10 protein-coding genes and 1 tRNA gene are annotated in these 13,554 nt (G+C 48.4%); 10 read left to right on the forward strand and 1 reads right to left on the reverse strand.

Features of this window, described 5'->3' with window-relative positions; translation table 11 throughout:
- Nucleotides 1-17: 17 nt before the first annotated feature.
- From gltB to A1sIIB106_RS02980, 10 genes are all read left to right on the forward strand, one after another.
- Nucleotides 18-4,535, forward strand: a complete 4,518-nt coding sequence (gene gltB, locus A1sIIB106_RS02935; protein ID WP_095671022.1) for a glutamate synthase large subunit — start codon at nucleotides 18-20, stop codon at nucleotides 4,533-4,535.
- Complete coding sequence (locus tag A1sIIB106_RS02940; protein ID WP_095671023.1) at nucleotides 4,528-5,982, forward strand: glutamate synthase subunit beta; 1,455 nt, start codon at nucleotides 4,528-4,530, stop codon at nucleotides 5,980-5,982. Before gltB ends, A1sIIB106_RS02940 begins: the two co-directional genes overlap by 8 nt.
- Nucleotides 5,983-6,080: 98 nt before the next feature.
- On the forward strand, nucleotides 6,081-7,520 hold the full coding sequence (gene pyk / locus A1sIIB106_RS02945) for a pyruvate kinase (protein WP_095671024.1): 1,440 nt from the start codon (nucleotides 6,081-6,083) through the stop codon (nucleotides 7,518-7,520).
- A 39-nt stretch (nucleotides 7,521-7,559) separates the two neighbouring features.
- Nucleotides 7,560-7,632: transfer RNA gene (locus tag A1sIIB106_RS02950), tRNA-Leu, on the forward strand.
- A gap of 1 nt (nucleotide 7,633) precedes the next feature.
- A complete protein-coding gene (locus A1sIIB106_RS02955; protein ID WP_095671025.1) occupies nucleotides 7,634-8,236 on the forward strand; it encodes an ANTAR domain-containing response regulator in 603 nt (200 codons plus the stop codon).
- A gap of 139 nt (nucleotides 8,237-8,375) precedes the next feature.
- Nucleotides 8,376-9,524 (forward strand): branched-chain amino acid ABC transporter substrate-binding protein, encoded by a 1,149-nt coding sequence (locus A1sIIB106_RS02960; RefSeq protein ID WP_095671026.1) that lies wholly within the window; start codon nucleotides 8,376-8,378, stop codon nucleotides 9,522-9,524.
- Between the two features lie 128 nt (nucleotides 9,525-9,652).
- The gene (locus A1sIIB106_RS02965; RefSeq protein WP_095671027.1) at nucleotides 9,653-10,603 is read left to right on the forward strand and encodes a branched-chain amino acid ABC transporter permease; all 951 of its coding nucleotides are present in this window, start codon (nucleotides 9,653-9,655) and stop codon (nucleotides 10,601-10,603) included.
- A 3-nt stretch (nucleotides 10,604-10,606) separates the two neighbouring features.
- Nucleotides 10,607-11,641 carry a branched-chain amino acid ABC transporter permease gene (locus tag A1sIIB106_RS02970; protein ID WP_095671028.1) on the forward strand — a complete coding sequence of 345 codons (1,035 nt, stop codon included), beginning with the start codon at nucleotides 10,607-10,609 and terminating at the stop codon, nucleotides 11,639-11,641.
- Between the two features lie 2 nt (nucleotides 11,642-11,643).
- A complete protein-coding gene (locus A1sIIB106_RS02975) occupies nucleotides 11,644-12,420 on the forward strand; it encodes an ABC transporter ATP-binding protein (RefSeq protein WP_095671029.1) in 777 nt (258 codons plus the stop codon).
- Nucleotides 12,410-13,129, forward strand: a complete 720-nt coding sequence (locus A1sIIB106_RS02980) for an ABC transporter ATP-binding protein (protein WP_095671030.1) — start codon at nucleotides 12,410-12,412, stop codon at nucleotides 13,127-13,129. The genes A1sIIB106_RS02975 and A1sIIB106_RS02980 overlap by 11 nt, the downstream gene beginning before the upstream one ends.
- On the opposite strand, the gene A1sIIB106_RS02985 is transcribed toward A1sIIB106_RS02980, so the two are convergent.
- Nucleotides 13,130-13,552: a PaaI family thioesterase gene (locus A1sIIB106_RS02985; RefSeq protein WP_095671031.1), complete on the reverse strand. Its 423-nt coding sequence runs from the start codon at nucleotides 13,550-13,552 to the stop codon at nucleotides 13,130-13,132.
- Nucleotides 13,553-13,554: the final 2 nt, after the last annotated feature.

The following is a 13,554-nucleotide window of genomic DNA, read 5'->3' on the forward strand; positions in this document are numbered from 1 at the left end:
ACAGGAGCGTGTAACTGATGGCTCTTCCATCTAATTACCCAACACAACAGGGTCTCTACGATCCCGCAAACGAGCATGATGCATGCGGCGTTGCAATGGTTGCTACTCTAAATAAAGTTGCTACACATGAGATTGTTGAAAAGGCGCTTACCGCTCTACGTAATTTAGAACACCGCGGCGCATCAGGTGCTGAACCAGATAGCGGTGATGGCGCAGGAATTTTGATTCGCGTTCCAGATGCTTTCTATCGCGCAGTTACCGACTTTAAACTTCCCGCTGAAGGCCACTACGCAACAGGTATTGCATTTGTTGCACAAGGTGCCGAAGTTCGATCAGAAATTGCGAAGATCGCAGCGGAGGAAGGCCTAACTGTTCTCGGTTGGCGCGATCTTCCAATCAATGCGAAATCACTTGGCAAGACTGCAGTTTCAGTTATGCCAAAGTTTGAACAGGTCTTTCTTGCCGGCAATAAAGACGAATCAGGAATTGCGTTAGATCGTCTCGCCTTCTGCCTTAGAAAACGCGCTGAACATTCACTCGATCTTTACTTCCCATCACTTTCTTCACAGACAATTGTTTACAAAGGAATGCTTACAACAGGACAGCTCGAAGAGTTCTTCCCGGATCTAAGCGATGTGCGCGTGGTATCTCCGCTTGCACTTGTTCACTCACGCTTTTCTACAAATACATTTCCTTCGTGGCCACTTGCCCATCCATACCGATTTATTGCTCACAACGGTGAGATCAATACCGTTAAGGGAAATCGCAACTGGATGCGCGCCCGCGAATCACTTCTTGCTAGCGAGTTAATTCCTGGAGACCTCAGCCGCCTCTTTCCTATCGTGGAAATGTCCGGCAGTGACTCTGCTTCCTTTGATGAAGTTCTAGAACTTCTCTACCTAGGTGGACGATCTTTGCCACATTCAGTTTTGATGATGATTCCGGAAGCGTGGGAAAATCACACAACGATGTCGCAGAAACGTCGCGACTTTTACGCCTTCCATGCATCTCTTATGGAGCCATGGGATGGTCCAGCATGTGTAACTTTCACAGATGGGCATCAAGTTGGTGCAGTTCTAGATCGTAACGGGCTACGTCCATCACGTTTCTGGGTTACCGATGATGGGCTAGTTGTTCTTGCATCTGAAGTCGGTGTTCTCGATTTCCCTGCTGAAAAGATTGTTCGTAAGGGTCGCTTGCAGCCAGGCAAGATGTTCCTAGTTGATATTGAAGCCGGGCGAATTATTGAAGATGATGAGATAAAAGATTCGTTGGCTGATGCTGCGCCATATGGTGAATGGTTACACGCCGGAATGATGAAGCTATCTGATCTTCCTTCTCGCGAACACATTATTTATCCGCATTCATCTGTTGTCCGTCGCCAACGCGCCTTCGGTTATACCGAAGAAGAATTGCGCATCTTGGTTACTCCAATGGCTAAGAACGGCATGGAAGCGCTCGGCTCAATGGGTACCGATACTCCAATCGCAGCGCTCTCTGAAAAACCACGTCTGCTCTTTGATTACTTCTCACAGCTCTTTGCACAAGTAACAAATCCTCCACTTGATGCAATCCGTGAAGAACTTGTCACAAGTCTGGGCGGATCAATTGGTCCAGAACATAATTTGCTTGATCCAGGTCCTTCATCTTGCCGTCAGATCTCGCTCGCCTTCCCAGTTATCGATAATGATGAACTTGCCAAGATCATCCACGTAAATGCTGATGGCGACCATCCAGGTTTATCTGCCTACGTTGTTCGCGGACTCTTTCCAGTATCCGGCGATGGAAATACTTTGCACACTCGTCTAGAAGAGATTAAGCGCGAAGTATCTGATGCAATTTCTGCAGGAGCGCGCATTATTGTTCTATCCGATCGCGATGGCGATGCCGAAGATGCGCCAATTCCTTCTCTTCTCTTAACTGCGGCAGTTCACCACCATTTAATTCGCGAAAAGACTCGCACCAAGGTTGGTTTAGTTGTTGAAGCAGGCGATGTTCGCGAAGTTCACCATGTGGCTCTTCTTATTGGTTACGGCGCAGCCGCAGTTAACCCGTATCTTGCGATGGAATCTGCTGAAGATTTAGTCCTGCAAGGCGTAATCACTGGCATTACTCCCGAAAAGGCTGTTCGCAACATTATTAAGAGTTTAGGAAAAGGCGTTCTCAAGGTTATGTCGAAGATGGGTATTTCGACGATCGCCTCTTACACCGGAGCGCAGGTATTCGAAGCGATCGGACTTTCTCAAGAAGTTGTCGATGAATACTTTGTTGGTACCACTTCACGTCTTGGTGGAATCAGCCTCGACACAATCGCTGAAGAAACTTTGGCGCGCCACCACATTGCATATCCACCTGGGGGAGCGATCCCAGGTTCAAAGCGCCTGCCAATCGGTGGCGAATACCAATGGCGTCGCGATGGCGAACCACATCTATTTAATCCAGAGACTGTCTTTGCGTTGCAGCACTCAACTCGTTCAAAGCGCTACGACATCTTCAAGCGTTACACCAGCAAGGTCGATGGCCAGAGTAAAGAGCTAATGACTCTACGCGGACTCTTTGCATTTAATGAGGGTGTTCGTCCGGCAATTTCTATCGATGAAGTTGAACCAATTTCTGAGATCGTCAAGCGCTTCTCAACAGGTGCGATGTCATGGGGCTCGGTCTCACAAGAAGTTCATGAAACTTTAGCAATTGCCATGAACCGACTCGGCGCCAAATCAAATACTGGCGAAGGCGGAGAAGATCCATCGCGCTTTACCCCAATGGAAAATGGCGATTCCAAGCGCAGTGCGATTAAGCAGGTTGCTAGCGGACGTTTCGGAGTAACAAGCAACTACCTTGTTAACGCCGATGATATTCAAATCAAAATTGCGCAAGGTGCAAAGCCCGGTGAAGGCGGACAGTTGCCCGGCAACAAGGTTTATCCATGGATTGCAAAGGTGCGTTACTCAACTCCAGGTGTTGGCTTGATTTCACCACCACCACATCACGATATTTACTCAATCGAAGATCTGGCACAACTGATCCACGATTTGAAGAATGCCAATAAGAATGCACGTATTCACGTCAAACTGGTTGCTGAAGTCGGTGTCGGCACCGTTGCTGCAGGAGTTAGCAAGGCGCATGCTGATGTTGTTCTGATCTCCGGTCATGATGGCGGAACTGGTGCATCACCACTTACTTCACTTAAACATGCTGGTGCTCCTTGGGAGTTAGGTCTTGCCGAAACGCAGCAGACGCTTCTGTTAAATGGTCTGCGCGATCGCATCGTTGTACAAGCAGATGGTCAGCTAAAGACGGGTCGCGATGTTGTTATCGCAGCGTTACTGGGCGCCGAAGAATACGGTTTTGCTACCGCGCCGCTAGTCGTTTCTGGTTGCGTAATGATGCGCGTCTGTCACTTGGATACCTGTCCAGTTGGTGTGGCAACACAAAATCCAGAGCTACGTAAGAAATTTACCGGCAAGCCAGAGTTTGTCGAAACTTTCTTCGAGTACATCGCGGAAGAAGTACGTGAAATTTTGGCCAGCCTTGGTTTCCGCACAATGCAAGAGGCGATCGGTCACGTTGAATATCTCGACACTCGCGATGCGGTAAATCACTGGAAAGCCAGCGGCCTGGATCTAGCACCACTACTAGTACGCCCAGATGTGGATTCACCTCTGCACCGCACAACAGTGCAAGATCATGGATTAGCTGCAGCGCTCGACAATAAGTTGATTGAACTCTCCGCCCCGGCACTCGATAAGGGTGAAAGCGTTCGTATCGACCTGCCAGTTCGAAATGTGAACCGAACAGTTGGCACGATGTTGGGTGCAGAAGTCACAAGACGTTACGGCGCTGACGGATTACCAATTGGCACGATCGATGTAACTCTGCATGGCTCTGCTGGACAGTCACTTGGAGCGTTCTTGCCTCGAGGAGTTGTTATTCGTATGTATGGCGATAGCAATGACTACGTAGGTAAAGGTATTTCTGGCGGTCGCGTAATAGTTCGTCCAGATGAAAGAGCGACCTTTGCATCTCATGAAAACGTAATCGCCGGAAACGTAATCGGTTATGGATCCACATCAGGCCAGATCTATATTCGTGGCTTGGTCGGTGAAAGATTCTGTGTTCGTAACTCAGGCGCAACTGCAGTCGTCGAAGGAATCGGAGATCACGGTTGCGAATACATGACTGGTGGCACCGTTGTTGTACTGGGTCGCACCGGACGTAATTTTGCAGCAGGTATGTCTGGCGGCCGCGCATTTGTTTTGGATCTAAATCCTGCACAAGTTAACGGCGAACTCGTCGACATCTTGGCGGTTCCAGAAGATCAGAAGGAGTCGCTAAAGGCTCTGGTCTCTGACTTCTTTACCGAGACTGGATCAGAAGTTGCTTCCGCGCTTCTTGCAGATTGGAACGCTGCGCTAAATCGCATCTCGTTGGTAATGCCACGCGACTACGCGCGCGTCTTAGCGGCCATTGAACGCGCTACAAAAGATGGCTTACCGGTTGATCAATATGTAATGGAGGTTGCAGCAAATGGCTGATCCAAAGGGATTTCTAACTACGCCGCGCGAGACTCCAAAGCGCCGTCCAGTTGATGTACGTATCAAAGATTGGCATGAGGTTTACGAACCACAGAGCATGGAGCACTTGCAGAAGCAGGCAGGTCGTTGCATGGATTGCGGCATTCCTTTCTGTCATCAAGGTTGCCCACTGGGAAATTTGATTCCCGAGTGGAATGACTTGATCTGGCGCGGCGATAAAGAAGAAGCTATCGATCGCCTTCACGCAACAAATAACTTCCCAGAATTCACAGGTCGCCTCTGCCCAGCACCTTGCGAGACTGCGTGCGTCGTTGGAATTAACGCTGATGCAGTAACAATCAAGCAGGTAGAACTGCGCACAATTGAAGAAGCCTTCGGTGCCGGAAATGTAAAGCCGCTCGCTCCAGAAAGATTGACTGGTAAGACTGTTGCAGTAATTGGTTCCGGCCCTGCTGGACTAGCTGCTGCACAACAGCTAACTCGTGCCGGACATACCGTTGCCGTTTATGAACGCGCCGACAAGATCGGTGGACTTCTTCGCTACGGAATTCCTGAATTTAAGATGGAGAAGAACATTCTGGATCGCCGTTTAACTCAGATGGAGAAGGAAGGAACTCGCTTCCGTCCTGGAGTAAACGTGGGAGTTGAGCTAACTGGAAGTGACCTGCGCAAGAAGTACGATGCAATAGTTCTTGCCGTTGGTGCAACCCAATGGCGCGATCTTCCGATTAAAGGTCGTGAAAATAAGGGCATCTATCAGGCGATGGAGTTCTTGCCTTGGGGCAATAAGCAAGCACTTGGTGAAGTTGTAAACCCTGATATCAACGTTGCAGGTAAGCATGTAGTAATTCTTGGTGGGGGAGATACGGGCGCAGATTGCTTGGGAACTTCAATCCGCCAAGGCGCAGCAAGCGTTACTCAACTTGAGATCATGCCTCGCCCAACTGAAGAACGCCCATCATCACAACCTTGGCCAACTTACCCAATGATCTACCGAGTTTCTTCTGCTCATGAAGAGTTGGATAACCGACTCTTTGCAGTTAGTACTGAAGAATTTATCGGTGATGGAAACGGCAACGTAAAGGCGATCAAACTCGTTGAGACAAAGTTTGAAAATGGAAAGTTTGAGCCAGTTCCAGGAACAGAGAAAGAAATACCTGCTGATTTTGTATTTCTTGCAATGGGCTTTACTGGTCCAGAAAAGTCAGCGCTACTAACTCAACTCAACGTTGAATTAGATGAGCGCGGAAACATTAAACGCGATGCCAACTTCCAGACCAGCGAAGAAGGAATTTTCGTTGCTGGAGATGCCGGTCGTGGTCAATCTCTAATTGTTTGGGCAATCGCTGAAGGGCGAAGCGCAGCAGCGGGAGTCGATACTTATTTAGAAGGCGAGAGCCAACTGCCTTCACCGATCGAACCGACTGATCGCTCCCTAATGGTTTAAGGCGAGGTGGTTTAAAGTCTCAGCGGTCTAAAGCCGCGGTGGCTTAAATCTCTTCCTCCAAACTGTCCAGTAGTTAAACGATTAGATAAGGTAGCCACATGCGTCGCGCGAAGATTGTCTGCACAATGGGTCCAGCCGTTGAATCACCCGAAAAAGTTCGTGAGTTGATTGCAGCCGGTATGAATATGGCTCGCCTCAATCTCTCTCATGGCGGCTATGAAGAACACCAGAGCCGACTTAATGAAGTCCGCGCAGCTGCGAAAGAGGCAGGAAAACCTGTTGCGATTCTCGTAGATCTACAAGGACCAAAGATTCGCTTAGCTCGCTTTAAGGCCGGCCCACATGATCTATCTCGCGGAGATATCTTCACAATTACTACTGATGAAGTAGAAGGCACTAAAGAGCGCGTCGGTACTACTTACAAAGGCCTACCTGGAGATTGCAAGCCAGGAGATCGCATTCTCATCGACGATGGAAAAGTTACCGTTGAAGTTACTGAGGTAAAAGGCAACGATGTTGTAACCAAAGTTATCGAGCCGGGCGCCGTTAGCAACAACAAAGGAATTAACTTGCCAGGCGTCGCCGTTTCAGTTCCAGCGCTCTCTGAAAAAGATAAAGAGGACCTTCGCTGGGGGCTAAATGCCGGCGCTGACTTCATTGCGCTTTCATTTGTGCGCAGCGCTGAAGATATTGTTGATGTTCATAAAATTATGGATGAAGTTGGTATCCGCGTTCCCGTAATTGCAAAGATTGAAAAGCCTCAGGCAGTTGCAAACTTGCAGGAGATTGTTAACGCCTTTGACGGCATCATGGTGGCTCGCGGTGACCTCGGTGTTGAACTCCCGATTGAAGAAGTTCCTCTTGTGCAAAAGCATTGCATCGAACTAGCGCGCGAAGCTGCTAAACCGGTAATCGTTGCAACCCAGATGCTTGATTCGATGATTACAAACTCTCGTCCAACTCGCGCGGAAGCAACAGACTGTGCAAATGCAGTTCTAGATGGCGCAGATGCCTTGATGCTCTCTGGCGAAACATCGGTTGGCGAATTCGCTATCGAAGCTGTTCAAACTATGGCTCGCATCATCAGCCATACTGAAGAAGGCGGCATGGATATGATCCGCCCGATGAAATCAGCGCCTAAGACAAAGGGCGGTGCGATCACCAAGGCTGCAACTGAAGTCGGCGCAATTGTTGGCGCTAAATATTTGGTTACCTTCACGCAATCCGGAGATTCTGCGCGCCGCACTGCGCGACTTCGTTCTCCAATTCCGATCTTGGCATTTACCCCTGAAGTTGGCACATATAACCGAATGGCGCTGGACTGGGGAGTAGAACCAGAGTTAACGCCGATGGTTAAGCACACCGATGAAATGGTTATGCAGGCCGATACCCTCTTGATCAAATCTAAGCGCTGCGTTGAAGGTGAACTAGTCGTGATCGTCGCTGGTTCACCTCCTGGAATTCCAGGATCAACGAACGCTATGCGCGTTCACCGCGTGGGCGATGCCGTGAGTGGCGCTGCTCCTGCATACCGTTAAGATTTGGCTTGTAACTTTCCTGTAAGGGAATTGCAAAGAGCCTCGGTACTCCAACGGTAGAGAGGGCAGTCTCAAACACTGCATAGTGTCGGTTCGAATCCGACTCGAGGCACATGACAACGACTAGTAGCGCGGAAAAGTCTCCAGTAAGAATTCTTGTAGCCGAGGATGAAGCGCTGATCCGTATGGACTTAGTCGAAATGTTGCGCGAAGCAGGTTATGAAGTTGTAGCAGAAGCTGCAGATGGTGCCCAGGCGATTGAACTCGCACAGTTACATAAACCAGATTTAGTAATTCTTGATGTGAAGATGCCGGTGCTGGATGGAATATCAGCAGCAGAAAAGATAATTGATATTGCACCAGTTCTTATGTTGACCGCATTTTCACAACGCGAACTCGTAGAACGTGCACGAGACGCCGGCGTTATGGCCTACGTTGTAAAACCATTTTCGATAGGTGACCTTGTGCCTGCAATCGAAATTGCAATTAGTAGACATATGCAGATGCGATCACTTGCCGATGAAGTTGCAGATCTTCACGAGCGACTTGAAACTCGTAAATTGATTGATCGCGCAAAGGGAATATTGATGCAGGCCTTGAACCTCTCTGAACCTGAGGCCTTTTCTTGGATCCAGCGCGCTGCGATGGATCGCCGGCTGACCATGAAAGAGGTCGCCGCAGCCGTTATCTCCCCAGATGCTGTACCTGGCCACTGAACTCTCAGGAAAGGCTCAAAAGTAACCAAACCTTTACATTGGCAGGCTTAACCCTGGGTTGATAGATCTTCCTCACCCCCTTTACACTTTCAGCCTCCCTGTCCCGGGACACATGCAAGAAAAAACAGGAAGGCAATACATGAACAAGAAGATCAAAGCTTCTGTCGCTATCGTTGCCGCAGCTGCGCTTTCACTAGGCGTATTTGCATCAACATCAGCATCAGCAGCAACAAAGACTTACACAATCGCATACCAGGGTCCACTTTCAGGTGGAGAAGCATCAACTGGTATCGATGAGCAGAACGCCGTTAAGTATGCCGCAAAGCTATTCATGGCAAAGAACAAGAACATCAAGATCAAGGTTCTTTCAGTTGATGACCAAGGAGATCCAGCTGTTGCATCAACAGTTGCTCCAGGCGTTGGCAATAACAAGAGCGTTCTTGGCGTTGTAGGACCTGCTTACTCAGGTGCAACAATTGCTTCACTTCCTTACTACAAGGCTGGATCACTAGTAATGATCTCTCCTTCAGCAACACGCGTATCAATTACAGATCCAGCATCACCTGACTTCGGTGGACCAGTTTTCCACCGCGTAGTTGGTAAGGATGACTTGCAGGGTCCAGCGTTGGCTAAGTACGCAACAAAGGGTGTAGCAAATGCAAAGGTATTCGTGTTCGATGACCAGTCTGCATACGGCGTGCCATTGGCAGGCTATGTAACTGGTGGTCTGAAGAAGGTTGCTGGAGCATCTGTTGTAGGAACTGACTCAGTTCCAAACACAACTACAGATTTCAGCCCAACAATTGCAAAGATCAAGACATCTGCAGCAAATGTTGTTATCTACACCGGCTACTACAGCCAAGCTGCTATTTTCGTAAAGCAGCTTCGTGACTCAGGTTCAACAGCGATCTTCGCTGGTGGCGATGGAGTCTTCAACCAGGAGTTCCCAAAGCTTGCGGGAGCATCTGCTGAAGGTTCACGCGTTACAGGTGTAGGCGGACTTGCAGGAATCAGCACAAAGCTTGAGGCTGATTTCAAGAAGCAAATGGGCGTTTCATCTGGTGTTTACTCAGTTGAATCATTCGATGCTGCAAATATCCTTCTTGAAGGAATCAAGGCTGGAAAGACAACTCGTGCAGCAATGCTCAAGTTCGTTAAGGCCTACAACGGTAAGAGCGTTTCAGGAAACACCATCAAGTTCGATAAGAACGGTGACGTTTCATACGGTCTCTTTGCTGGATTCACATCAAAGGATGGCGTTCTAGTTAACACAGGTATTATCAAGTAATTAGATAGACCTGATGCATTAAAGGTTGGTGGGTGCTTTTAATCTCTCGAAAGAGAGAGGCGAGGCACCCACCAATTGCATAATTTGAGAGCATAGAATGACCGAATTGAAGTTACTGAAGGAGATTCATGTTTGCGGTACTGATTGATCAGTTCTGGGCCCTAACGATTGCAGGGCTGGCGTTAGGTTTTATCTACGTTTTGATCTCGCTCGGATACACCATGGTTTACGGTGTCTTACGCATGATCAACTTCGCTAACTCAGAAATTTTTATGTGGGGAACTTTCGGCACAGTCATCACCTCGCGCGATATCTTTAAGTACACACAGGTCTCCGAACCTGCAACAGGGTTCAAACTCGCCCTTGTCCTATTGTCGAGTTTGCTCATGTCGATGCTCGTAGCAGGACTCACTGCAGTATTTGTTGAGTACGTGGCCTACCGTCGCTTGCGCATGAGAGGCACCAACCGTTTAGCGACTCTGATTTCAGCGATCGGAATTTCCATCGTCTTATCAGAGATCATGCGCCTACTTACCGACTCTCGTCCGGTTGGATCTCCACGAGTACTAGAGAAGACAATTCTCACTGAAGTTTGGGGCGCCAACATTCGCCTCGATACCGTTATCACAATCATCGCTGCAGCGATTATCTATATCATTCTTGAACGCTTCGTAAAGCTCTCTCGTATGGGTAAAGCGATTCGCGCAGTATCAATGAATGAAGACGCTGCAAAGCTAATGGGTGTAAATCTAAACCGCGTTATCACCGCCACCTTCTTGGTCGGTGGACTTGCAACAGGTGCGGCCAGCTTCTTCTACATAACAGTATTTGAATACACCAAGTTCAACATTGGTTTCACTATGGGCCTCGCCGCCTTTACCGCCGCAGTAATCGGTGGAATCGGAAATATCCGTGGCGCTTTCTACGGTGGGCTCGCGCTTGGACTTCTTGAAGTTTATGCCTCTGCAGTTCTTGGAACACAGTGGAAAGCGGTTACCGTCTTTATCGTTCTAGTTCTAGTCCTTCTCTTTAAGCCGAATGGTTTATTCGGTGAAGCCGTTCAGACAACGAGGGCATAACTCATGAAAATTAGAAACTATTGGAACCTCCGCGATTGGGGCGCAGGAATCTGGGAGCGCTCAGGCCGACCAGCCCGAGTACTAATCGCAGTTACAACAATTTTCTTAGTTGGGCTACTGCCATTTGCTGGAGCATCATTTCTAGCAACACCAATCGCAGCTTATGACGCGGTACTTGTCTATCCAGTTGCAGTCTTCGTTCTTATGGCGCTGGGCTTAAATATTGTTGTTGGTAAGTCCGGAATGCTCGATCTTGGTTACGTTGCCTTCTTCGCAATCGGTGCTTACACGATGGCGATTATGGGTACAACAACCGGTTTAAATACTTGGGAGATCATGCCTTTCGGTATCGCCTTTGCGATGCTCGCAGGCGTCATCCTTGGTCTACCAACACTTCGCTTACGTGGTGATTACCTCGCCATCGTTACCTTGGGCTTTGGTGAGATCGTTCGCCTTGTTCTTCTCAACTCTTCATGGAGCAAAGGTCCAAACGGAATTGCAAACGTTCCGATGCCACCTGATATCGGACCGCTTAAATTCAAATTAGATGATCAGAAAGTCTTCTTCTGGGTTGTTCTAATTATGATTCTGCTTACGATCTGGATGATCCGCCGCCTATCAGTTCGTCGTCCAGGCCGCGCTTGGGAAGCGATCCGCCAAGATGAAGATGCTGCAGAGTTGATGGGTGTACCAACTCTTAAGTACAAGATCTGGTCATTTACTCTCGGCGCTGCAATTGGTGGCGCCGCCGGCGTTCTCTACGCTTCAAAGAACCTCTTTATCGCACCTGAAATGTTTACCCTAAACGTTTCAATTCTTATCCTTGCCTGCGTGGTATTTGGTGGAATCGGAAATATCTGGGGCGTAATTATCGGTGCAACAATTCTTGGTTACCTCCCAGATCGCATCCGCTTTATCTCAGATGCTCGCCTCTTAGTCTTCGGCTTAGTTCTTGTTGTTGTTATGAACTTCCGCCCAGATGGCCTACTACCGCGAAAGAAACGCGAAAAAGCGATTGTTAAGAAAGGGGCGAATTAAAGATGGCTAAAGTTCTTTTAAATCTGGAAAACCTCACCATGAAGTTCGGTGGAGTTACAGCGCTTAATGAAGTAAATCTTGAGGTTCGCGAAGGTGAAATTCTCGCCCTGATCGGCCCTAACGGTGCGGGAAAGACAACTGTCTTTAACGTGATCACCGGCGTCTACCAAGCAACTTCTGGTTCAATTAATTTTGATGGCCAAAAGATCGGTGGCAAGAAGCGCTATCAGATCACCGGTCTTGGTATCGCTCGCACTTTCCAGAACATTCGCTTATTCGGAGATATGACAACGCTTGAAAATGTCATTACTGCAACCGATGTTCATAAGAAGAGCGGCCTAATTTCGGCTCTCTTTGGAACACCTCGTGCTCGTCGCGAAGAACGCGAGAACCGAGCTAAGGCGCACGAAATTCTTGAGTTCATCGGAATCGATGAATACTCAGATCGCTTAGCCCGTAACTTGCCTTACGGTGTTCAGCGTCGTCTTGAAATCGCTCGTGCTATGGGAACTTCACCCAAGTTATTGCTTCTTGATGAGCCTGCTGCAGGTTTTAACCCACAAGAAAAGGTTGAACTTGCGGCAACTATAAAGAAAGTTCGCGATGCTGGCTACACAGTTCTTTTGATCGAGCACGATATGTCGCTGATCATGGGAATTTCAGATCGCGTTGCTGTTCTTGATTTTGGAACCAAGATCGCTGATGGTTCACCAGCTGAAGTACAAAACGACCCTCGCGTTATTGAGGCTTACCTAGGAGTACCTGCAGATGCGTCTTGAAATTAAAGATCTACACGTTCACTACGGCAAGATTGAAGCGATCAAGGGCGTATCAATCGTTGTTAATGAAGGCGAAATTGTTACTCTCATCGGCGCTAACGGAGCCGGCAAGACAACAATGCTTAAGACAATTTCAGGTCTTCGTCCTGTCACAACTGGTCAGATCATTTTTGATGGTCAAGATATCTCTAACGTTCCTGCGCACAAGCGTGTGGATCTCGGTCTATCGCAAGCACCAGAAGGCCGCGGAATTTTCCCAGGTATGACAGTTTTGGAAAACCTAGAAATGGGTAAGTTCCATCGCCATAACCGTAAAAACGAGATGGCCGAAGATCTAGATAAGGTCTACACGCTCTTTCCACGTTTGAAAGAACGCGTCTCACAAGCCGGCGGAACTTTATCTGGTGGAGAACAACAGATGCTCGCAATTGGCCGTGCACTAATGGCTCGTCCAAAAGTACTTCTCCTCGATGAGCCTTCAATGGGTCTAGCACCTCAGATGATTGCAAATATCTTCCGCATCATCACCGAGATCAATAAGACCGGTGTAACAATTCTTCTCGTGGAACAGAATGCACAGCAAGCGTTGCAACGCGCACACCGCGCCTACATTCTTGAGACCGGAAACGTTGTTAAGGAAGCTAAGGCTTCAGATCTTCTTAACGATCCTGCTGTACGCGAAGCCTACCTCGGTACTGGCGCTCACTAATTATCTTTCAGCAAGGATCATGCAGGTAATACGTGCAGAACAAGTACGTTGACCCTGCTCGTTGGTAATCACAACTTCGTATACACACAAGGTTTTTCCTATTGATACCGCTGTGGCAACGCCAGTCACATATCCTGACATAGCCGATTTGTGATGAGTGGCGTTGATATCAACGCCAACAATTCTGCGGTTAGGTCCAGCATTTAATTGGGTCCCTATAGAACCTAGCGATTCAGCCAAAACGACATTTGCACCACCATGTAGCAAACCAATTGGTTGAGTATTTCCCTCAACAGGCATACGTCCAACTAAGCGCTCAGGGGATGCCTCAAGGATCTCAATCCCCATCTTCTTGTCGAGGGCGCCACTTCCGCGTTCGCGAATTAGTTCTAGATAGTTCGGGGTATTTTCTGGCTGCGTCATAG

It is taken from the genome of Candidatus Planktophila lacus, assembly GCF_002288325.1.
GTDB lineage: Bacteria > Actinomycetota > Actinomycetes > Nanopelagicales > Nanopelagicaceae > Planktophila > Planktophila lacus.